17 protein-coding genes are annotated in these 19,938 nt (G+C 58.2%); 1 reads left to right on the plus strand and 16 read right to left on the minus strand.

Annotation, left to right across the window (positions count from 1 at the left end; all coding sequences use genetic code 11):
• Positions 1-18: 18 nt before the first annotated feature.
• Positions 19-906 (minus strand): SphA family protein, encoded by an 888-nt coding sequence (locus V6936_RS14805; protein ID WP_003800647.1) that lies wholly within the window; start codon positions 904-906, stop codon positions 19-21.
• A gap of 329 nt (positions 907-1,235) precedes the next feature.
• Here V6936_RS14805 and V6936_RS14810 point away from each other — a divergent pair, with 329 nt between their 5' ends.
• Positions 1,236-2,621, plus strand: coding sequence for a DUF6056 family protein (locus tag V6936_RS14810; RefSeq protein WP_003800650.1), 1,386 nt, complete (start codon positions 1,236-1,238; stop codon positions 2,619-2,621).
• A gap of 137 nt (positions 2,622-2,758) precedes the next feature.
• On the opposite strand, the gene V6936_RS14815 is transcribed toward V6936_RS14810, so the two are convergent.
• From V6936_RS14815 to V6936_RS14885, 15 genes are all read right to left on the minus strand, one after another.
• Positions 2,759-3,796 carry a TRAP transporter substrate-binding protein gene (locus tag V6936_RS14815; protein WP_003800651.1) on the minus strand — a complete coding sequence of 346 codons (1,038 nt, stop codon included), beginning with the start codon at positions 3,794-3,796 and terminating at the stop codon, positions 2,759-2,761.
• Between the two features lie 89 nt (positions 3,797-3,885).
• The gene (locus V6936_RS14820) at positions 3,886-5,175 is read right to left on the minus strand and encodes a TRAP transporter large permease (RefSeq protein ID WP_336580045.1); all 1,290 of its coding nucleotides are present in this window, start codon (positions 5,173-5,175) and stop codon (positions 3,886-3,888) included.
• 15 nt (positions 5,176-5,190) lie between these two features.
• Positions 5,191-5,694, minus strand: coding sequence for a TRAP transporter small permease (locus V6936_RS14825; RefSeq protein WP_003800657.1), 504 nt, complete (start codon positions 5,692-5,694; stop codon positions 5,191-5,193).
• A gap of 536 nt (positions 5,695-6,230) precedes the next feature.
• Entirely contained in the window at positions 6,231-6,962 is a 732-nt protein-coding gene (locus V6936_RS14830) for an SDR family NAD(P)-dependent oxidoreductase (protein ID WP_003800659.1), read from the minus strand.
• A gap of 20 nt (positions 6,963-6,982) precedes the next feature.
• A complete protein-coding gene (locus tag V6936_RS14835; RefSeq protein ID WP_003800661.1) occupies positions 6,983-7,384 on the minus strand; it encodes a Zn-ribbon domain-containing OB-fold protein in 402 nt (133 codons plus the stop codon).
• Positions 7,384-8,565 (minus strand): thiolase family protein, encoded by a 1,182-nt coding sequence (locus V6936_RS14840; protein ID WP_240209157.1) that lies wholly within the window; start codon positions 8,563-8,565, stop codon positions 7,384-7,386. Before V6936_RS14840 ends, V6936_RS14835 begins: the two co-directional genes overlap by 1 nt.
• 4 nt (positions 8,566-8,569) lie before the next feature.
• Positions 8,570-10,201, minus strand: a complete 1,632-nt coding sequence (locus V6936_RS14845) for an AMP-binding protein (RefSeq protein ID WP_059318409.1) — start codon at positions 10,199-10,201, stop codon at positions 8,570-8,572.
• A 19-nt stretch (positions 10,202-10,220) separates the two neighbouring features.
• Entirely contained in the window at positions 10,221-10,703 is a 483-nt protein-coding gene (locus V6936_RS14850) for an aromatic-ring-hydroxylating dioxygenase subunit beta (protein ID WP_003800667.1), read from the minus strand.
• Positions 10,704-10,705: 2 nt separating this feature from the next.
• Positions 10,706-12,040 (minus strand): aromatic ring-hydroxylating dioxygenase subunit alpha, encoded by a 1,335-nt coding sequence (locus V6936_RS14855; protein ID WP_240209156.1) that lies wholly within the window; start codon positions 12,038-12,040, stop codon positions 10,706-10,708.
• A 24-nt stretch (positions 12,041-12,064) separates the two neighbouring features.
• Positions 12,065-13,033, minus strand: a complete 969-nt coding sequence (locus tag V6936_RS14860) for a PDR/VanB family oxidoreductase (RefSeq protein ID WP_059318411.1) — start codon at positions 13,031-13,033, stop codon at positions 12,065-12,067.
• A 319-nt stretch (positions 13,034-13,352) separates the two neighbouring features.
• Positions 13,353-14,141, minus strand: coding sequence for a cyclase family protein (locus V6936_RS14865; protein WP_003800674.1), 789 nt, complete (start codon positions 14,139-14,141; stop codon positions 13,353-13,355).
• A gap of 243 nt (positions 14,142-14,384) precedes the next feature.
• Positions 14,385-15,413, minus strand: coding sequence for a carbon-nitrogen hydrolase family protein (locus V6936_RS14870; RefSeq protein WP_003800676.1), 1,029 nt, complete (start codon positions 15,411-15,413; stop codon positions 14,385-14,387).
• Between the two features lie 15 nt (positions 15,414-15,428).
• A complete protein-coding gene (locus V6936_RS14875) occupies positions 15,429-16,352 on the minus strand; it encodes a fumarylacetoacetate hydrolase family protein (RefSeq protein ID WP_003800679.1) in 924 nt (307 codons plus the stop codon).
• A gap of 95 nt (positions 16,353-16,447) precedes the next feature.
• Positions 16,448-17,572: a cupin domain-containing protein gene (locus tag V6936_RS14880; protein WP_003800681.1), complete on the minus strand. Its 1,125-nt coding sequence runs from the start codon at positions 17,570-17,572 to the stop codon at positions 16,448-16,450.
• 21 nt (positions 17,573-17,593) lie between these two features.
• The gene (locus tag V6936_RS14885; RefSeq protein ID WP_003800683.1) at positions 17,594-19,930 is read right to left on the minus strand and encodes a bifunctional salicylyl-CoA 5-hydroxylase/oxidoreductase; all 2,337 of its coding nucleotides are present in this window, start codon (positions 19,928-19,930) and stop codon (positions 17,594-17,596) included.
• Positions 19,931-19,938 lie beyond the last annotated feature (8 nt).

The following is a 19,938-nucleotide window of genomic DNA, read 5'->3' on the forward strand; positions in this document are numbered from 1 at the left end:
CTCTCCTGCCGCGGGCCCTTAGAACGGAACCGCTACTTTTACAAAAAACTGTTTACCTTCAGGACGACCCCGCACACCCAGGTCCTGCTGATACTTGGCCGTAATCAGCAGCCCTTTATCGTTGGCGTAACGCAGACTCGGGCCAATGGCAAAGGAACGGGCCTTGCCATCACCGGCCATGGGGCCATGGTCGCGTTCAATCTGTTGATAGGCGTAACCACCCACACCCAGCACCAGACCGTTCCCGAAGCCCCAGCCCAAGGCGTAGTCCGCATGAATGGCTTTACCCGTACGGGTCTCGGTATCGCTGTTGCGCATGTTGAAGTCCACCATCAACTTCACATCCCAGTTGATGCCACTGGGCTGCATGTAGCTAAAGGCGGCGGCCGGCTGGATGGCCCAGTAGTTACGACCCAGATTGGCGCTATCGCCCACCTTGTAACGTCCGGTAGGCGCGACAAAGTCCACGCCCAGGATGTAGTGCATCTTCTCGCTGGGATGAAAGCCCAGCGCAGGACCGAACACCACATCGCCCAGACCGCTGCGGCGCTGGGACTGACCAGCCGCTTGCGCCTTGACGGTCAGCAGGGGAGCCAGAGCGTGGAACGCCAGTTGCCCACCCAAGACTTGCTGATCGGTCACCCACACCAGGCGAGGGGCCACCATGGCCACATCCACCTTGAAATCGGGAATAGGCAGCTTGTCGCCGTTTTTGTCGCGCACCGAGTCATAGCGCATGGCACCGCCATACATCAGCATATGCACGCCGGGCGGAGGCAAGGCCCCGCTCATGAAGTTTTCCAGACCGTCCGGGTAAATCGGCAAACCGTTTCCCTCAATGGCATAGGCCGGGCCTGCAGCCACAACACCCACTCCCAATGCCACGGCGGCTATTTTCTTTGTCATGTCCCCCACGTCCGTTCTCCTTTTGTTTTTAGATATGACGATGGAGCCAATGGTAGAAGTGCCGTTTGCGCCGGTATATCCACTTTGCGCAGCGCCTGGCCAATAAGCGCAAGAAGCCGCAAAAGCAGGGAAAACCCCGATTTGGTTTAGATTTAAAGAATGACATTCGGTAAAGCTGTTAAACGCTACGTTTCAACGAATGTCTGCGATAATTTCCTGTCTTTCCGCCTGGTCGATATTCCTGTTTACCAAGGCTTCAACACGCAGGGCCGCGGATACGGTGTCATGCCAAGGCCGAGGTCTGCTCACACGTACCGCTGTTCCTTTCAATGAGCTCCAGCCTCCCTTACGCTGAGTCGCGACTCAGCCTGCCTTTGCTCGGCCCCCGTTTTGCTATCTGGACCTTCATTTTCTTTGTGATGCTGGCGCTGACGGCGACCTGGTCCATCTACCGACTCACGCCGATGATTTCGGACGACTTCAGCTATGCCAACAAAGGCATTGCCTGGGACGCAATCGCGCGCCACTACCTGAACTGGAGCGGCCGGCTGGTCTCGGATACCCTTTCCAGCGCTCTGCTCAGTCTGGCGCCACCCTGGTTAAAGGCCAGCCTGGGTACCGCCGCCCTCGCAGGCGTGATCCTGATCCTGTCAGCCCTGGGGGCCAGGCTGGCCGGACAGACACTGCGTCCTTCCATCGTGCTGCTGGTTTTCATGCTGTATTGGCTCATGAACCCGGATCTGGGGCAGACCACCTTTTGGCTGGTGGGGTCAGCCAATTACTTATGGCCCAATCTGTTCAATTTTGGTTTTGCTCTGGCCTATGTCTGGCGTCTGCAAAAAGGGACGACATCGCCGGCAATCGGTCTGGGCCTGTGTGCGCTTGCCGTATTGGCAGGCTGCTCCAACGAGAACACCGGTATCATCAGCTGGTGCCTGCTGGCCGGCCTGAGTATTCAACATTACCGGCGCACGCGATCCCTCGGAACCTGGCCTCTGATCTGGCTGGTATGCATGGGGATCGGAGTCAGCCTGCTGGTATTGGCGCCCGGCAATCAGGTGCGCGCCGAATTCTTTACCGCCTGGTACGACCAGCCTCTGACCTGGCGCCTCTGGGAGCACTTCAGCCGCCGCTTTCCTGATGCCATGTTGCGCTACTGGGGAGTGATCCTGGTCATGCTGGTCTGGCGTGTCTGGAGCGGACCCACCACCAGCGCGCCGGCAAGACGCATGATCTGGCTGCTGGTCGCCGCCTCGCTGCTGGCCAACGCCATCTTGATGCTGGCCCCCAATATCCCCAAACGGGCCTTGAATGGTTCTTTCATGTATCTGCTGGTGGCCCTGTCGATCTACGGACATGATCTGCTGGCTCGATCCGCCCATCGCGCAAACATCCAGCGCGCGCTGACCTTGACGCTGGGCGTGTGCGCCGTACTCTGGCTGGTGTCCACTGCTCTGATACTGCGCAGTTATTACGGCACCTGGCAACAAAATCATGTACGGCAAGCCCTTATTGCCCGGGCTATCGAACAGGGTCACACCCATATCGACCTGCCTGGATATCACTTCAGAACCACGCTGCGCTCAAGGGATCGATTCGATACCTACTTCAATGGCGAGGCCATGGCCAGGTACTACGGTATCGAGGCCAGTATCGCTGAATACGCAGTCAGACAGCATTACGACCTGGGTTCAGGAGCACCACCCAAGCCCTGATGCCCAGCTCCAGGGCGACATGACCGTACCGATGCCAGCACGCCACACAAGCAAGGACCTGTCAGCACGCGAAAAAAACCCCGCCGTCCTCTTGGACAGCGGGGTCAGGTCCCTGGCAGGGCGCTGTGCGGGCTGCTTTACTTGGCCGCGCTCAGCTCTTTGATCTGCTCACGGAAATAAGCCAGCGCTGCTTTGCCATCCACGCCTTTCTTTTCAGCCGCCTTGATCCAGTCCTCTTCAACAAAGGCCAGACGCTCTTTCAATTGATCGGCCGCCTCACCTTCCAGACGCAGCGTTTTCAAGCCGGCAGCCGTGTGCTTTTCAATCGCCTTTTGCTCGGCGGCTTGCCATTTGGAACCGAAATCATTGGCAATCCACTCGCCACTGATCTTCTCAATAGCCGCGCGGTCGGCCTCGGACAAGCTCTTCCACTTGCGCTCGTTCATGAACAGGTACTGGCTGGATTTACCGAAACCACCTGGGACCGACACAGCGGTCTTGACCAATTTGTCCAGTTTCCAGTTATCCAGCTGGTCGTACTGGAAGTACATGCCGTCGATCACGCCACGCGACAGCATTTCGTAGCTGTCAGAAGCCGGTGCGTTCACGGTCACGATGCCCAGTGCTTTGCCGATGGCATCAAACAGAGGGCTGGGCGAGCGCAGCTTCTTGCCTTTCAGATCGTCAATGCTTTGCACATTGTCCTGGCTGGTGAAGATCACCGTGGCCGGACTGGTCCACATGCCCAGCAATTTCACGCCTTTGTGCTCATTCGCATCCATCATGAATTTTTCATAGGTGCGCCAGTAGGCGACCGAGTTCACACCGCCGTCATCAGTGGTGAACGGCAGCTCAGCAAACTCGATCAAGGGAAAGCGGTTAGCGGTGTAGCTATGAACCGACATGCCCAGATCGGCAATGCCATTGCGCACCAGATCCATGTGCGCCTGCGGCTTGCCCAGCGCATTGATGAACTCGACCTTCACACGGCCTTCGGTGGCTTTTTCCACTTCCTGGGCCCAGGGCTCGAACATATTGGTCACAATGAAGTGGCCAGGTGGCATCCACTGGGAAAAACGCAAAGTGGTCACTTCAGCAGCCACCGACGGCATCGTCGGTGCCAGCGCTGCCGCCGCCAGGCCCAGGCTCAAGGCCAATTTCTTGAAAACACGCATCTCGACTCCTCGTAAATTGTTTTGCTGCCGGGTCGTTACGGCCCGGCGGTGTACTGCTGCCCGGATCACCACTGCATCCGGGCCGGGTTTTACATACTGTTTGGAATGACCAGAACAATCCAGGGAACAAACACCAGCAAGAGCAAACGCAGAATGTCCATCATGACAAAGGGTGTAACCCCGCGGATGATGGTGCCCAGGGGAACATCGGGCATCACGTTCTTGATCATGAAAATGTTCAGACCCAAGGGTGGGGTTATCAGGCTGATTTCAGCCGCGACCACCACGATCACGCCAAACCACACCAGATCAAAGCCCAGAGAGGCGACGATCGGGTAAAAAATAGGCACCGTCAGCATGACCATGGACATGGTTTCCAGGAAACAACCCAGAACCAGGTAGATGGCACAAATGATCAGGATCACCATGATGGGCGAGACATCAATGCCTTCGATGAAGCTGAGCAACTGATTGGGCAAGCCCGCAACGGACAGGAAGTTGGTAAAGACCAGCGCACCAATGACCAGCGCAAACATGATGGCGGTGGTCTGCGCCGCTTCGATCAGCACCGTCAGGTACATGCGGGGCTGCCAGCCACGACGCTTGAGGGTCAGCAAGAAGGTGGCCGCAGCACCAATGCCAGCGGCCTCGGTCGGTGTGAACACACCGCCGTAAATCCCCCCCATGATGACAATGAACAGCACGGTAATGGCCATCACGCCTTTGGTTGCCTCAAAGCGTTCGCGCCAGCTGGCTTTCTCACCGGGACGGCCCAGACTGGGGTTGATCGCGGTAATAATCATGACCGTGATCAGGTACATCAGCATGGCCACCATGCCGGGCAGGAAACCCGCCGCGAACAGCTTGCCGATATCGGTTTCGGTCAAGATCCCGTACACCACCATCATCACGCTGGGCGGAATCAGAATGCCCAGCGTGCCGCCCGCAGCGATACTGCCGGTAGCCAGACGATCGTCATAGTTGTACTTGCGCATATTGGGCATGGCCACCCGGCCCATGGCCGCTGTAGTGGCCATACTGGAACCACAGAGCGCACTAAAGGCACCACAGGCAACAATAGTTGCCATGGCAAGACCACCGCGCAGGTGACCGATAAAGGCGTGAGCGGCCTTGTACAGGTCTTTGGACAGACCCGAGGCGTTGACCAGGTTGCCCATCAAGATAAACAGCGGCAACACTGTAAAGCTATAGCTAATGGCCGTGTCATAGCTGGTTTGCGCCGCCATGATCAGGGCCGCTTCCATGCCTGTAAAAAAGGCAAAACCCAATGTGCCAACCAGCAACATGCCCCAGGCAATGGGCAGACCCAGAAACAGGCTACCGAGCAGAACAAGCAGTCCGATAATAGAAATCAACATGAAAAAACTCCGTCTTTATCGGCGTGGAGAGCTAAAAATCTTGAGCAAGGCAGCCAAGGTGGCAATGCCGGTCATGATGGCGATGATGTAGGCAAAGGGGGCAATAGGCACTTGCAAGGCGTTGCTCATATCCCCGTACTCGTTCAATTCGGTGGCGTGCTTCCACAAATAGAAAGTGAGCACTGCCAGCATGAAGGTAGAGATCAGATTGATCACAAACTGCTGGACACGACGAGCCGCCGGACCCAACCACGCATCAATCAAACTGACGGTCAGGTGTTGCTGGTGCCAGGTGACACGCGGCAACGCCGAAAAAATCAGCACCCCCAGCAACAGTTCGCTGGCCTCATACGCACCCAGTAAAGGGGCGTGAAACACGTAGCGGCCTATCACGTCCACGGTAGTGATCCCTGTCATCAGGATCAAGATGACCACACAGGCAGTATCCAGAATTGTCTCAACAACCCGTACTACTCCACGTGAACGCACCAGCTCCATTCCTGGCAGATCGTCGTTCATTACAGCTCCACTTATTTTGGCCCGACAAGGCCTGTTTTTTGGGTCATCATGCGCCCCGTAAAACAGGGTCACATTGTTATATTTCTGTTCTAAATAGTTTATAGATGAACAAATCCAGGTAAATAGAAAGAAACCCTTAATTCCATCCAAAATCATGAATTCGTGGTTTCTATCTCACATGGCAAGAATTGGTGTCACAAGACGTCCGGCTGAGCCGATACATGGACAAAAGCCAGCCCTTCACACGGCCTTCAAACCTCGCCGGGCGAGCGCACGGACCCGACAACATTGGCTTGAGACGGGCCGAAAACAAAGCAGACCCGCGCGCTGACGTCCCACATTTGCCATCAGCTGAACGCCACTGCAGAGCCAGGCACCAAAAACAGGCAAGCGGCCCTAGGTCTGCACCCCAATCCAATCCACCCAAATAAAAACCCCCTTGAGCCGGCAAGGGGGTTTTCAGAGGCAAGCCGGCAAATGGGCTGCGCTTCACGCGCACGTAGGGCGCGATCATCGTCAACCCAGCCGCAAACAGGTCAGATGATCAACGTGCCCACACTGGCACCACCGCAGACATACAGAGTCTGACCGGTGATGAAGCTGTTTTCAGGGTCTGAAAAGAACATCGTGGCGCGGCTGATATCGTCCGCGCGGCCCAGGCGTTTGACCGGAATGGAGGCGGCCAGCTTGGCTTCGCGCTCGCTTCCGGCTTCCACCACGTCGTAAAACATATTGGTGGTGATCGGGCCGGGGGCAATCACGTTGACCGTAATGCCCTGGTCAGCCAGTTCCAGCGCCCAGGTGCGAGCCATGCCCAACATGCCGGCCTTGGTCGCTGCATAGGCAGTCCGGGTTTGCAGACCCAGCGCGCCGCGCGAGGACATCAGCACGATCCGGCCAAAGTGGCGCTCGCGCATACCGGGCACCACCGCCTGGGTAATCTGCAAAGCAGCACCCAGGTGGATCTGGGTCAGACCCTGCAAATCTTCCAGTTTGACCTCATCGAGCAAGGCCGGCCAGATCACGCCGGCGTTATGAATGAAGTGGGTCACATCAAAGCGCTCGGCAATGTCTTTTGCCGCCTTCTCGGTTGCTGCTGCATCCAGCAGATCCACCTGCACGCAGTGCAGACGTTCGTGCGTCCAGGGCAACACATTGCGCGCCATGCTGATCACGGTGTAACCCTGATCGAGCATCTTGCGACAAATGTCTTCACCAATACCGGTGCTGCCGCCCGTCACAATGGCGGTGTATTGAGCTTGTGTCATCTTGTTGTCTCCAGGCAAATTCAGGGTGCAGGGCGCGCTACCAGCACGGCTACGCCACCCGCATCCAGTTCCAGACTCAGGCGCACTTTCTCGTCCGCCTGCCCACCTTCAGGCAAGTGGGCGATGGCGAACGGGCCGCAATCCAGCGCAACGGTACCGATACGCCAGGGCAGTCGTGCCTGAAAGTAGGGCTCGTTGCTGTGATGCAAGGTGGTGGTGGCCTGCAGCACGCCCGTATCGGGCACGGCCTGCCAGTTCAGCGTGGTGTGCAAACAATGGCCGCACACATCGCGGGCGGGATACTGCACCGTGCCGCAGGACGGGCACACTTGCAGGGCAAACTCACCACGCCGTGCGGCGTCGGTAAGGCCAACTGCCGTGGCGCTGCGTGCGCCCGGTGGCAAGATTTGGGTATCGCTCATCACTGCCCCCGTTCCAGCAAGGCCGCGGCAGTACAGATGCCACGGTCATAATTGATCATGCCAAAGCCGGACACCAGACCGATGCGGGCATTGGCCACTTGCATATCACCCGCGGTACCCGTCAATTGGCGCAAGGCCTGAACCAGCCCCAGATAACCACCGGCTGCGCCTGCCTGGCCTACCGACAACTGGCCGCCGCTGGTGTTAAAGGGGAAGCTGCCATCCACGGTAAAGGTGTTCTTGCGGATGAATGCCGGACCTTCGCCCTTGGCGCAAAAACCCAGGTCCTCAAACTGCAGGACGTTGATGACGGGGTAGTCATCGTAGGTTTCCATAAAGTCCACGTCCGCCGGGCTAAGGCCCGCGTGTTCGTAGAAGGCATCCTTGTCCATGGCCCAGCCACCGCGGTACTGAACAGGGTCTTGAGGAAAGGCGTTGTGACGTTCGATGGTGGAGCGGATACGAACGTAAGACAGACCCAGTGCTTCAGCCTGTTCCCGACGCATCACCAGATAGCCTTCGGCACCCGCGCAAGGCATCACGCAATCGAACAGATGAATGGGGTCGGCAATGACGCGCGCCTCCATGTACTGCTCCAGCGTCAACGGCTTTTTCATCAGGGCGTGCGGGTTGCGCAGCGCATTGTCACGCTGGGCCACACACAGCTTGCCGAAATCTTCACGCGTGGCACCGTAGTGACGCATGTAGTAGTCCGTCAGCAGCGCAAAGCTGGCATTGGGGCCACCGGCACCGTAAGGATAGACGGCATCCTGCGAGAAACGTGAGAAGCCTGCCACCGTGTTCTTAAACGATTCCCGGTGATTGGTATCGCCCGCAATGCACGCCACGATCGACGCATCGCCACATTGCACGGCACGCGCCGCACGACGCATGGCAACCACGCCGCTGGCACCGCCCATCGGAATATGGTCCAGCCACCGTGGGCTCATTTGAAAATGCTGCATCACGCCCACGGCGGTGTCGCTGCCCAGCGTGAAGCTGGACACGCACACGCCGTCCACATCGGCTTTCTGCAGGCCGGATTGGGCCAGCAACTGGCCCAATGCCGCACCCAGCCACCAATGGGCGGTTTGCTCGGAATGGCGCTCGTAGGGGATGGTCACCGGAACGACCAGCACTACATCGTCATAGCCCTGGCGGGCTGCTTGCGGCAAGGCCATGGGCTCAGGCCTCCTGACGTTTTTTCAGGTGATTCGTGTTCACGCAGGCCGGGTTGTCCAAAGCTGCCAGCGCCACGGTTTTCAATTCACCGCGCTGGATCTTGTTGGTCGAGGTCAGCGGCAGGGCATCCACAAACAGGACGTAACCGGGCACCTTGAAGTAGGCCAGTTGGGTCAGACCCCAGCGCACCATTTCCTGGGCGGCCTGTTCACGCTGCTCCTGGGTTTCAATCGGTTGGTGGGGCACCACCAGCGCCATCACTTCGTCGCCACGAATGGCATCAGGCACGGCAGCCACCGCAATGGAGCGCACCAGCGGATGCTGTTGCATGATGTTTTCCACTTCCACGGCAGCGATGTTCTCGCCACTTCGGCGGATCACGTTCTTTTTGCGGTCCACAAAATGCAGGTAGCCTTGCTCGTCACGGCACACAATATCGCCGGTGTGAAACCAGCCGCCTTCCCAGGCCTCGTCGGTGGCTGCCGGGTCTTTCCAGTAGCCGGAGAAAAATCCGTAACGTGGGTTGTCCCCAGCCGAGCGCACCAGCAGCTCGCCGTTTTCACCGGCTTGGGCCGGTTCGCCATCGTCCTTGCGCAACAGCACTTCCACCACCGGCATTTCCTTGCCAAAGCAGGAGGTGCCGATAAAGCGTGGCTCGTGATTGGCGATGATGCTGGCACCGGCGCCGGTTTCCGTCATGGCCCAGGCTTCCAGCAAGGGGAAACCGAAGCGTTCTTCAAAAATAGGATGCAGACCACGGTCCACACCGGCGCCAAAACCAAAGCGCACGTGGTGTTGACGGTCTTTTTCGCTGGGTTCGGCCTTCATCAGAATGGCGGGCATTACCCCCAGGTAATGCACTACGGTAGCACCCGACTCGCGCACCGAATCCCACCAGCTGCGTGGATGGAAACGATCCAGGGAGATCAGGCAGCCGCCGGTCTTGACCATGGCCATGGTCGAGCAGGCCATGGCGTTCATGTGAAACAGGGGCAACGGGGTCAGCATGCGCTCCTTGCCATGCTCCAGCGAGGCCAGACCACCAATATCGCGGTACCACTCACCGGCATAATGAAAGTACTGGTTCGACAGCATGCAGCCCTTGGGGCGACCTGTCGTACCAGAGGTGTACAACAGGGCACATTCGCTGTGCTCATCGGGAATGTCACAGGAGCGGGCGGCGGCACGCTCCACCATGGGCGGCACATCGCCGTCGGCCATGATGGCAAAGGGCTGGCCTGCACGCTGGGCCGCTTCCACAAGATCCTGGTGACGGCTGGGCAGTGCAATGGCCATGATCATTTCGGAATGGCCAATCAGGTACTCCAGCTCGGCAGCGCGCAGGTCCGGATTGATCGGCACAATCGACACGCCCAGGCTGTTCAAGGCAAACCAGTGCAGGAAAAATACGGGGCGATTCTCCAGCAAAATGCCGACGCGATGGCCGTGGCCATAGCCCGCGGCGGCGTAAGCCCCGCGCAGGGCGTCAATGCGTTCCAGCGCCTGACCGTAGGTCAGCTCACCCGCTTCAATACCGTAGATCTGGGCGGTCTCAGGCAGGGTACATACAAAGGGCTTGTCGCCCCATTTCTGGGCGGTGTCTCGAAAAGCCTGGTAGACCGTGGTGTTGGCCATCAAAAATTCTCCTGTCCTGTCACATAAACAACTGGATATTGCCAAAGGGCGCGTCGCAATTGAGCAGATCCACCCGTTTGAGCCGGATTTTCAACGCGTCGTCCTGGCGCACCAGGGTGTAGGTACTCCAACCTACATAGATATCCTGCTTGTCGCCGCGCGTTTCCGTGTAATGGAAGGCGCAACGTACCGTGTATTCGCCTTTTTCCTCGTCCATGCTTTCCACCGTGGGTAGCTGGAGCAGGTGATGACTGCGGCTTTTGGGCTGCTGGGAAAAAGTGCGACGGCCAGCCAGACGCTCAACACGAATACGCAGCAAAAGCTTGTCCTCGTGCATCAGGGAGGCATGCAATCGGGCGTCTTGCTGATCGTGTGCCAACGGCATCCAGTAGTAACCATCTTCGGTAAACAGATCGAGCCATTGCTCATAATGCTGTTCATCGAGCAGGCGGGCTTCCGCATACACAAAATCGATAAGGGCCTGACGGCTGATTTCGCTCATGGTTATTCCTCTTCTTGTTTAGCCTGCTGCTCGGGCAGCATGAACTTGAGCCAGGCACGGAACTGGGCGCGCATCTGCATTTCGCTGGTGCCGTTGATCACCACGTTCTTTTTCTGGTCTTCGTCGTTTTCCACCAGACGCGCCAGGTTCATCCAGTCGCGTCCCCGCGACTGCAAGCCCTGCTGCGCGCGTTCATACATTTCCAGATCGTCGTGGCCGACCATCGAAGTAGGCGCGTTGATCAGGCGGTTGTACATCAAGGTCCGTTCCAGGAGTGTGTCCGGCGCGCCCACCAGGCGGAAAGTCCAGGACTCCACCAGGGTTTTATCCGCGGCAATGGGCTTGAACAAACGCAGGGTCTGGATCGGGCCCTTGACCATGATGTTGGGGAAGTAACAGGTGTTGTGACGCGTGTCACCCAAAATGGCTTTGGCACGCTCTTCACCGTAGGCTTCGACCATCTGGTCCCAGTAACCGGGGATTTCGGAGTAATCCGCGTGGATGGAGTTGCTCACGCCGGTATGGCCGTGACCGTTTTCCCACACGCGAATACCCATGCCTTCATAGAACTCGTACGGCGACATGAACGGGGCAAACAGCTCAACCGCCATGGGCTTGGGCGTACCTGGAGGGGCCGCTTCCCAGGCTTTTACGGCGGTGCCCGCCGAGGACTCGTGCGCCACCATGGGGTGACAGGTATCGGTCTGGTTATCGACCAGCATTTTCCAGTTGCACTGGTGCATGTAGCGCATCACGCCACCGGCCACTTCCAGGCGGCCTTCGGGGGAGCGATCGACCATATTGTCGATGGTGCTCAGGGACTGGCCAAAGAACTCTTCAAAGCCAATGCCTTCATCGGCCAGACGGCAGAACACAAAATCGCGGTACACCCGCACATTCTTGACCGCCGCCATGCCCTGGCTGGCTTCGGTGCATTCAAAGCCGGTATTTTCGTAACCTTTCTTCAAAGGGATGGACAGCAGGGAGCCATCGGTCTTGAAGGTCCAGGCATGGTAAGGGCAACGGAAGAATTTGCCCGTGTTGCCACAGGTTTCACCGGCCACTTGCACGCCTTTATGCGGGCAGCGGTTGTACAGCACACGGATGCTGTCGTCTGTATGGCGCACCATAATGACGGACTCGGTACCGACCGTCGTGGTGTAGAAGTCGCCTTTATTGGGCACCTGGCTGGCATGGCCAACGTAGACCCAGGTATTGGCGAACAACTGTTCCATCTCCAGCTCAAACAGCTCCTGGCTGATGTACAAATCCTTGTGGACCTCGGCCTCGCGTACCAATTCGCGGATGGCCTGGGGATTATCACGATACTTTTCCATCATGTTCTCCGTCGCCGTTGGGCTTTATAGATCCAGCACCAGACGCGGGGTCTTGGCACGAGAAATACAGATCTGGATAACCTTGTTGCTGGCTTTTTCCGAATCGCTCAGGAAATAGTCGCGGTGGTCAACCTCGCCTTCGATCACATCACAGGTACAGACGCCGCATTCGCCGCGCTTGCAATCGATCATGGGGTCCAGGCCCTGCTCTTCCATGACATCAACAATGGTCTTGTCGGCGGGGATCTGCAACGTGACGCCGGTCTGGCGCAGTTCCACCTCGAAAGGCTGGTCCCCTTCCTGCGCAGCCGCGGTCGCGAACAGCTCAAAATGCACATGCTCACTGGGCCAGCCACGCTGCTTGCAGGCTTCGATCACGGCATCAATCATGCCTTTGGGACCGCAAACGTAGATATGCTGATCTTTGGACAAACCATCGAGCAGGGTATTGAGGCAGAACCGGCCTTCGCTGTCGTCCGCGTAATGACGCAGAGCCGGGCCGGACAAGGCGCTCAGCTCATCCAGGAAAGCCAACTGTTCCACGCTGCGCCCTGCATAGTGCAACTGATAGGGGCGACCCTGGTGATGCAGGGCCGCGGCCATGCTGGCAATCGGGGTGATGCCGATGCCACCGGCAATCAACACGGTCTCGGTTTCACCCTCGACGCCCTCATGCAAAGGGAAATCATTCTTGGGGCCAGCCACACGCAAGGTATCGCCCACTTTCAGGCTGTGCATGTACCGTGAACCACCCGAGCTGTTGTCCTCCAGACGTACGCCCAGACGGTAGCAGCGGGGTCCCTGCGCCATGTCAGCGTCCAGGGAAATCAGGGAATAGCAGCGGTGATCGTTCAGATCAGGAATCTGTACCTGCAGGTGCGAACCCGGCGCAAATGCGGGCAGGGAACCGGCCTGGGCAGGCTCTAGCGTAAAACTGCGAATCAGCGGGGATGCGTTCTGGATATCCCGGATGACGAGTTCAAAAGTATCCATCGTGTGCCTACCATTGAGCATGACTACATCAATTACCCAGCCAACACAGCCAAGCCATGGCATCATGTAGCGCCGCAGGGGGCAAGGGGACGGCCCAAAAAGGCTGCGTAAGGCTCGTCTACTGTCTCCGCTAAAACCGGCTGCCTGACACCGACACTGGCTGTACGGCTGGATCTCTATTCATTCTTTCGTGAATTTGTTTTATTGATGAATAGTTTACGGATAAATATATACTTCCGAATATAATGGAAAACCACTAGGTGAGAAAACAGCAGAACCGTGTCGTACACAATTCTGCCATTTTCTCCCCGTTTTGCGTTTACTGAGCTACCAGTGCGACCACGCGCAGCGGGCTGCCGGAGCCGCCTTCAATCTTCAGAGGGGCCGACATGATCAGTGCGCCCTGAGGGGGCAACTGATCCAGGTTGCACAGGCACTGCAAACCGTAACGGTTGGCGCCGTGCATCAGGGTGTGGCAAGGGTAAGCCACTGGCCAGGCGTAGGATTGGCCCGCATCGGTATTGATGGTTTCAACGCCAAAGCCGTGCACCTTGCGCTCGTGAATCATCCACTCCACCGCTTCCTGAGCTGGGCCAGGCGTATGAGCGCCGTCTTCACGCATGTTCAGAAACGCGGCGGCATCGTTGACACGCTTGGACCAATCGGTGCGAAACAGCACCCAGGCACCTTCAGGGATGCGGCCATGCTGGGCTTCCCAGTTCTGCAAGAACTCGGAGGTCAGGATGAAGTCTTCGTTCTGGGCCACTTCGGCCGAGGCGTCCACCACAACGGCGGGACGCAGAAAGTTGTCGACAGGAATGGTGTCGACGGTGTTGTCCGGATGATCCTTGCCGGAGATCCAGTGAGCGGGCGCGTCAAAGTGGGTACCGGTGTGTTCGCCACAGGTGAAGTTGTTCCAGTACCAGCCTGGGCCATTCTCGTCGTATTGGCTAATGCGCTCAATCGAGAAACCAGCAGTCTGGCCAAACTGGGGGGGCAGCTGCAAGGCGGGGAAGCTGGGAGACAGGGTCTGGGTCAGATCCACGAAACGGACCTGTTTGCTGTCGATTGCCTGGATAAAGGCTGCCAATGGGTTCTTGTCGCTCATTTCATCTCCTACGGGGATCTTATGTCATCGTTATAAGTGCCTGTCCTGCCCATGCAGGAAGGGAAGCAGCCGTTAAAACAGCCCACTCCTCCAGGCTGGCGCTGCCCCTTTTTCAAAAACGGGCAGTGTGCATCTTTGACCACTGCGGCCAGGCCACAGCGGTTTTTGACCGGGTGCTTGAGCAAAGCGCCCCGTCAAAAACGGTCCCGATCCAACACAGGAAGGGGACCGTCTTGAACCTGCTTACGCTTCCTTGTCGTCCAGAACGGAGAACTCGGCAGGGTTCAGGTCGGGCTGGGACGCGGCATCGCCTTCGTAAAAGCGGGCAGGCGTCAAAGCCTTGCGGTTCACACGCAGGTCAAACACGTCAAAACGGTTGTAATGACCCGTAATGTCGTGCATTTGACGCGGCTGGATGCAGCGCGACAGATCGATGTCGGCGTAGGCAATGCCTTCCTTGTCGATCAGGGCTTCGCCCTGCACGCGGCCATCGGGGCCAATAATGCCCGAGAACGCACTGTTGGGACGAGCCAGCAGATCACGCGCTTCGGGATGAGTGGCGGACATGGCCTCGACAATTTCCTCGGAAACCGTCGAGCAGGCCACCACCGTAAACACCTTGCCTTCAAAGCAGTGTGCAGCAGCACGCAGGCGAATGGCTTCAGCCATGTCGTAGTCCTTCGGTGCCACGGGCAAGGCGATGTAGCTGGCAACGTGGACCAGCTCGCCTTGCGACAACAGGCTGAAACGAGCCAGCGTGTTGGTGTTTTCGCCGCACGCCAAGGCGCCCAGAGGGCCGATGGTGGTGTCATGCACACGCATCGAGGAGGCGTCGCCGTTAGCCCAGGTCAGTTTTTCTGCCCAGGTGGGCACCAGTTTGCGGTGACGGCCCAAAATGCGACCGTCAGCGCCGATGGTGACCAGCGTGTTGTAGAGAGTGCCGATGCCAACGGGACTGCGCTCGTTCACACCCAACACCACATTGACCTTGCGCTGACGACAAACCTGCGCAACCTTCTGGATCTCGGGACCTGGGACTTCGATGGCCGATTTGCACAGGCGCTCGAACCATGGGCTGCCCTCGATCGGGTTCATCACCCAGCTCCAGTAGGGGTAACCGGAGACGAACACCTCGGGGAAGGCGATCAGCTCGGCACCGTTGTCGGCTGCTTCATTGATCAGACGACATACTTTTTCGATGGTCGCATTCGTGTCCAGGAACACAGGCGCTGCCTGAACGGCGGCGGCCTTGAACTGACGCAATTCCAGCATCATGCTCTCCTTTACTTAGTTTTGGGGGGTCACGTCCACGATGGGGTGACGCAATTCGCCGATGCCTTCCACCACAGCATGCACCACGTCGCCAGGCCACATCCACTCTTGAGGATCACGGCCAGCGCCCACGCCTTCTGGTGTACCGGTGGCGATGATGTCACCGGGTTCCAGCGTGATGCCGGCGCTGATGTCAGCGATCAGGTCATTCACGTTGAACAGCATGTGCTTGGTGTTGGAGCTTTGCTTGGTCACACCGTTCAGAGTCAGGCTCAGGTTCAGGTTGTGAGGATCGGTCAGCTCATCGGCCGTCACGATCACAGGACCGAATGGCGCGTAGGTGTCCTGGCCTTTGGAGTAGATCCACTGACCGGCACGACGGCAGTCGCGAGCGCTCACGTCGATCATGACGGAGTAGCCGAACACGTACTTCAGGGCGTCTTCCTTGGCCACGCGCTGGGCACGGGTGCCCATGATCACGGCCAGTTCCACTTCCCAGTCCATTTGCTGCGTGATGTTCTTGTTGTGCTCGATGGCATCGCCGGGGCCAATCACGGTGGTGGGCGGCTTGGAGAAAATCACGGGCTGCTTAGGCAGCTCTTTGGAGGTGTCCAGGGTACGGCTGGATTCGGCTACGTGTTCCACGTAGTTCAGGCCGATACCAAAGATGTTCTTGCGTGGACGGGGGATAGGAGCCAACAGTTTGACGTTGGCCAAGGGCAGTGCCACGCCAAAAGGCATATCGTCGGCGTAGGTTTCCAGCAAGCGAGCCGTGGAAGTCACAGCGGCTGGGCCCAGGTCGATGAAATCGAGCATATTGTCAGGCAGCATGTGGCCTGTGGCGTCGCCCAGGTAACCCAGGTCAACCACCAGATCGCCCACAATGGCGCCCAAGCGGCCAGCGGCAGCAACTTCACTACGGTACGTTACAAGACGCATTTCTATCTCCAGATTGGGCCATCTTGCGCAGATGGCTTGAATAAATCGGGTCGGCCCGCCTTGGCAGGCCGTCCAAATAAGTTAAACAAGTAGTCTTACAGCAGCACCTGGTGGCCGCCGTTCTCTGCCAACGCTTCTTCGCGGTACAGATTCAGGGCACGCATCACAGGCAGGTCGTGGAACGAGAACAGGCAGGCGTCTTGCGACGAGGAACCATTCACGTGCTCATGGAACATCCAGGAAGGGACGCAGAAAATGTCGCGTTCGCGCCAGTCAAAGCGTTTGCCATTGATGATGGAATACCCTTCACCCTTGGCACACTGATAAATGATGCTGCCCGTGTGACGGTGGGCCTTGGTGTGCTCACCGGGGCGCAGCATCTGCATGCTGGCGCCGATGGTGGACATGACAGGGCCGCCGGTCAGCGGGTTGATGTAGTCCATGATGACGCCATCAAAGGGGCTGCCGTCCGTTACCTTGGCGTAGGCTGACAAGGCTTCGTACGTCGGCTCCCACTCGTACTTGAGCAGCGGCGAGTAGGGTTTTTGCCAGTCGTGCAAAGTGGGCTTCAAACCACGGCCACCCCAGATTCCCACCGCGTCGTTGACGGGATGCGTAATGGCCTGGGCCAGATCCGGGTGAACGGCGTAAAAACCGGCTTCCAACGCATTGACCAGGGGAATGTCCAGACCGTCCTGCCAGATGCAAGGCAGGCCGTCGGCTTCCACGCCGTGCTCGTGCCAGCAGCCGTTGGGGGTCAACACAAAGTCGTTGGCACCCAGCGTCATCTTGTGCCCGTCCACGATGGTGTAGGCGCCACGGCCTTCCATAATAAAACGCAGGGCCGAGGAGGAGTGAGCATGTGCGGAAGCCGCTTCACCCGGTTTCATGACCTGCAAACCGGAGTACAGCCAACCCACCGCCGCCGACACTTCCTGGCGACCGGGGTTGTTCAGGTAAATCACGCGACGACCGGCTTTTTCAGGGCTGACCAGATCCACCGAGCGCAACACATAGTCGCGCAGGTCGCGGTAGCGCCACACCACCGGCACGGATTCGGACTTGGGCTCCCAGGGCTCAATCTTGTTGGCCACGGTCCACAAGGCACCGGCCTCAAATTGAGTCAAATCCTGGTAGTACTTCACCAGTTCGGGCGTGTCCTCAACATCAGCACGACCGATCACGCTTTCGCGATGGGTGTCAAAACGTTCTTCCGACATGATGCTGTCTCCTTTTGTGTTTTATGACTTGGCTGGGCCATCCTGGGCGACTGGCGCACGCTTGATCTGACGCTGCAACCAGTCTTTGCCCCACTCATACTGAACCGGCCAGGCCAGGTCGGTGTAGCCCAACTCCGCAGCCTGACGTTGCGGCCAGTTCGCATCGGCCAGGAAGCCGCGCGACAAGGCGCACAGGTCAGCACGGCCTGCGGCAATAATGCTGTTGGCATGATCCGCTTCCATGATCGAGCCCACCGCCATGGTGGCGATACCGGCTTCGTTACGGATACGGTCGGAGAATGGAGTCTGGTACATGCGGCCGTAAATTGGCTGCTGCTCCAGCACCACTTCACCCGAGGACACGTCGATCAGATCGGCACCGGCTTGCTTGAACAAGCGGGCAATTTCCACACCGTCGTCCGCCGTGTTGCCGCCTTCGGCCCAGTCTGTTGCCGAGATACGCACCATGATGGGCTTGTTCTCTGGCCAGACGGCGCGGATGGCTGCAAACACTTCCAGCGGGTAAGCCATGCGATTTTCCAGACTACCACCAAACTCATCACTACGCTGATTGGTCAGCGGCGAGATAAAGCTGGACAGCAGGTAACCATGAGCGGCTTGCAGCTCAATGCAATCAAAACCGGCCTGGTCAGCGCGCTTGGCAGCGGCCACAAAGGCGTCACGAATCTCGTCCATCTGGGCACGGGTGATCTCGGTAGGGACAGCCGTCACACCAGCCTGATAAGGCAGGGCGGAGGCCGACACCAAAGGCCAGTTGCCTTCAGCCAGCGGCTGATTGGCTTTTTCCCAGCCCAGCTGCGTCGAACCACGACGACCCGCATGACCCAGTTGCACACCGATCTTGGCGCCTTGTTCGTGGGCAAATGCCACGACAGGCTTCCAGGCCTCGGCCTGCTCGTCGTTCCACAGACCGGTACAACCGGGGGTGACACGAGCTTCCGGCGTCACGGCGGTCATTTCAGCCAGGATCAGGCCAGCGCCACCCATGGCACGGCTGCCATAGTGAACGTGATGCGTGGCATTGGGCATGCCGTCCTTGGCGCTGTACATCAGGGTGGGCGAGAACACGATACGGTTCTTCAACTGCATGTCGCGCAGCTTGAAAGGGGTGAACATGGGCGAGGGGGCCTTTTCACCCTCAGCCAGCTCCATGCCCGCTTCCGTCGCCATCCAACGCTCGTATTTTTCCAGCCAGGCGGCATCACGCACCCGCATGTTCTCGTGCGAGATACGCTGCGAACGGGTCAGCATGGAGTAGGTGAACTGCTCGGGCTTCATATTGGCGTAACGGGCCACGTTTTCGAACCATTCGGTCGAGTTGCGGGCAGCGTTCTGAATGCGCAATACGTCCACGCTACGAGCGGCTTCGTAATCTTTCAGCGCCTCTTCCATCGACTCGTGGTCCATATGCTGGGCCAGCGTGATGGCATCTTCCAGGGCCAGCTTGGTGCCCGAACCGATCGAGAAGTGAGCGGTGTGAGCGGCATCGCCCATCAATACCACAGGTACTTTCTTGCCGGTGCCGTAATCTTTCCAGTGCACCCACTTGTTGCAGATCACGCGGGGGAAACGAATCCAGATGGCCGAACCGCGCAGGTGCGTGGCATTGCTGATGAGCTTGTTGCCATCGAGGTGATCGGCAAACAGCTTCTCGCAGTAGGCAATGGCCTCTTCCTGCGACATTTCACCAATACCGGCTTTTTGCCAGGTTTCCTCGGGCGTTTCCACGATGAACGTGGACAGGCCTTCCTGGAAACGGTAGGCGTGAGCCTGGAACCAGCCGTGCTCGGTTTCCACAAAAATGAAATTAAAGGCGTCAAACACCTTTTCCGTACCCAGCCAGACAAAACGGCAGTTGCGGGTGTCGATATCGGGCTGGTACACGTCTTGGTAACGAGTACGAATGGCGCTGTTGATACCGTCAGAGGCAATCAGGATATCGGCGTTGTACTTGCGGGCCAGCTCAGCGTCGTCCGACACCACGGTCTCAAACACCAGGTTAACGCCCACTTCCTCGCAGCGAGCCTGCAGGATGTTCAGCAGCTTTTTGCGACCAATCCCGATGAAACCATGACCGCTGGAGCGCACGGCGCTACCTTTGAAATGGCACTCGATGTCGTCCCAGTGGTTGAAGGCGTCACCGATGGTCTGCGCGGACACAGGGTCAGCTTCACGCAGGTTTTCCATGGTGGCATCCGAGAACACCACGCCCCAGCCAAAGGTGTCGTACGGTCGGTTACGCTCGATCACAAAAACCTCGTTCTGAGGGTTTTGCAACTTCATCAGCAAACCGAAATACAAGCCGGCTGGGCCTCCGCCAATACATACGATATTCATGATATGTC

Source organism: Alcaligenes sp. CHO6, assembly GCF_037120595.1.
Lineage (GTDB): Bacteria > Pseudomonadota > Gammaproteobacteria > Burkholderiales > Burkholderiaceae_B > Alcaligenes > Alcaligenes ammonioxydans.

What these genes read in the sequence shown, in the direction of transcription:
- V6936_RS14805 (WP_003800647.1), bottom strand. Translation starts at nt 906, where the DNA reads ATGACAAAGAAAATAGCCGCCGTGGCATTGGGAGTGGGTGTTGTGGCT.
- V6936_RS14810 (WP_003800650.1), top strand. Translation starts at nt 1,236, where the DNA reads ATGAGCTCCAGCCTCCCTTACGCTGAGTCGCGACTCAGCCTGCCTTTG.
- V6936_RS14815 (WP_003800651.1), bottom strand. Translation starts at nt 3,796, where the DNA reads ATGCGTGTTTTCAAGAAATTGGCCTTGAGCCTGGGCCTGGCGGCGGCA.
- V6936_RS14820 (WP_336580045.1), bottom strand. Translation starts at nt 5,175, where the DNA reads ATGTTGATTTCTATTATCGGACTGCTTGTTCTGCTCGGTAGCCTGTTT.
- V6936_RS14825 (WP_003800657.1), bottom strand. Translation starts at nt 5,694, where the DNA reads ATGAACGACGATCTGCCAGGAATGGAGCTGGTGCGTTCACGTGGAGTA.
- V6936_RS14830 (WP_003800659.1), bottom strand. Translation starts at nt 6,962, where the DNA reads ATGACACAAGCTCAATACACCGCCATTGTGACGGGCGGCAGCACCGGT.
- V6936_RS14835 (WP_003800661.1), bottom strand. Translation starts at nt 7,384, where the DNA reads ATGAGCGATACCCAAATCTTGCCACCGGGCGCACGCAGCGCCACGGCA.
- V6936_RS14840 (WP_240209157.1), bottom strand. Translation starts at nt 8,565, where the DNA reads ATGGCCTTGCCGCAAGCAGCCCGCCAGGGCTATGACGATGTAGTGCTG.
- V6936_RS14845 (WP_059318409.1), bottom strand. Translation starts at nt 10,201, where the DNA reads ATGGCCAACACCACGGTCTACCAGGCTTTTCGAGACACCGCCCAGAAA.
- V6936_RS14850 (WP_003800667.1), bottom strand. Translation starts at nt 10,703, where the DNA reads ATGAGCGAAATCAGCCGTCAGGCCCTTATCGATTTTGTGTATGCGGAA.
- V6936_RS14855 (WP_240209156.1), bottom strand. Translation starts at nt 12,040, where the DNA reads ATGGAAAAGTATCGTGATAATCCCCAGGCCATCCGCGAATTGGTACGC.
- V6936_RS14860 (WP_059318411.1), bottom strand. Translation starts at nt 13,033, where the DNA reads ATGGATACTTTTGAACTCGTCATCCGGGATATCCAGAACGCATCCCCG.
- V6936_RS14865 (WP_003800674.1), bottom strand. Translation starts at nt 14,141, where the DNA reads ATGAGCGACAAGAACCCATTGGCAGCCTTTATCCAGGCAATCGACAGC.
- V6936_RS14870 (WP_003800676.1), bottom strand. Translation starts at nt 15,413, where the DNA reads ATGCTGGAATTGCGTCAGTTCAAGGCCGCCGCCGTTCAGGCAGCGCCT.
- V6936_RS14875 (WP_003800679.1), bottom strand. Translation starts at nt 16,352, where the DNA reads ATGCGTCTTGTAACGTACCGTAGTGAAGTTGCTGCCGCTGGCCGCTTG.
- V6936_RS14880 (WP_003800681.1), bottom strand. Translation starts at nt 17,572, where the DNA reads ATGTCGGAAGAACGTTTTGACACCCATCGCGAAAGCGTGATCGGTCGT.
- V6936_RS14885 (WP_003800683.1), bottom strand. Translation starts at nt 19,930, where the DNA reads ATGAATATCGTATGTATTGGCGGAGGCCCAGCCGGCTTGTATTTCGGT.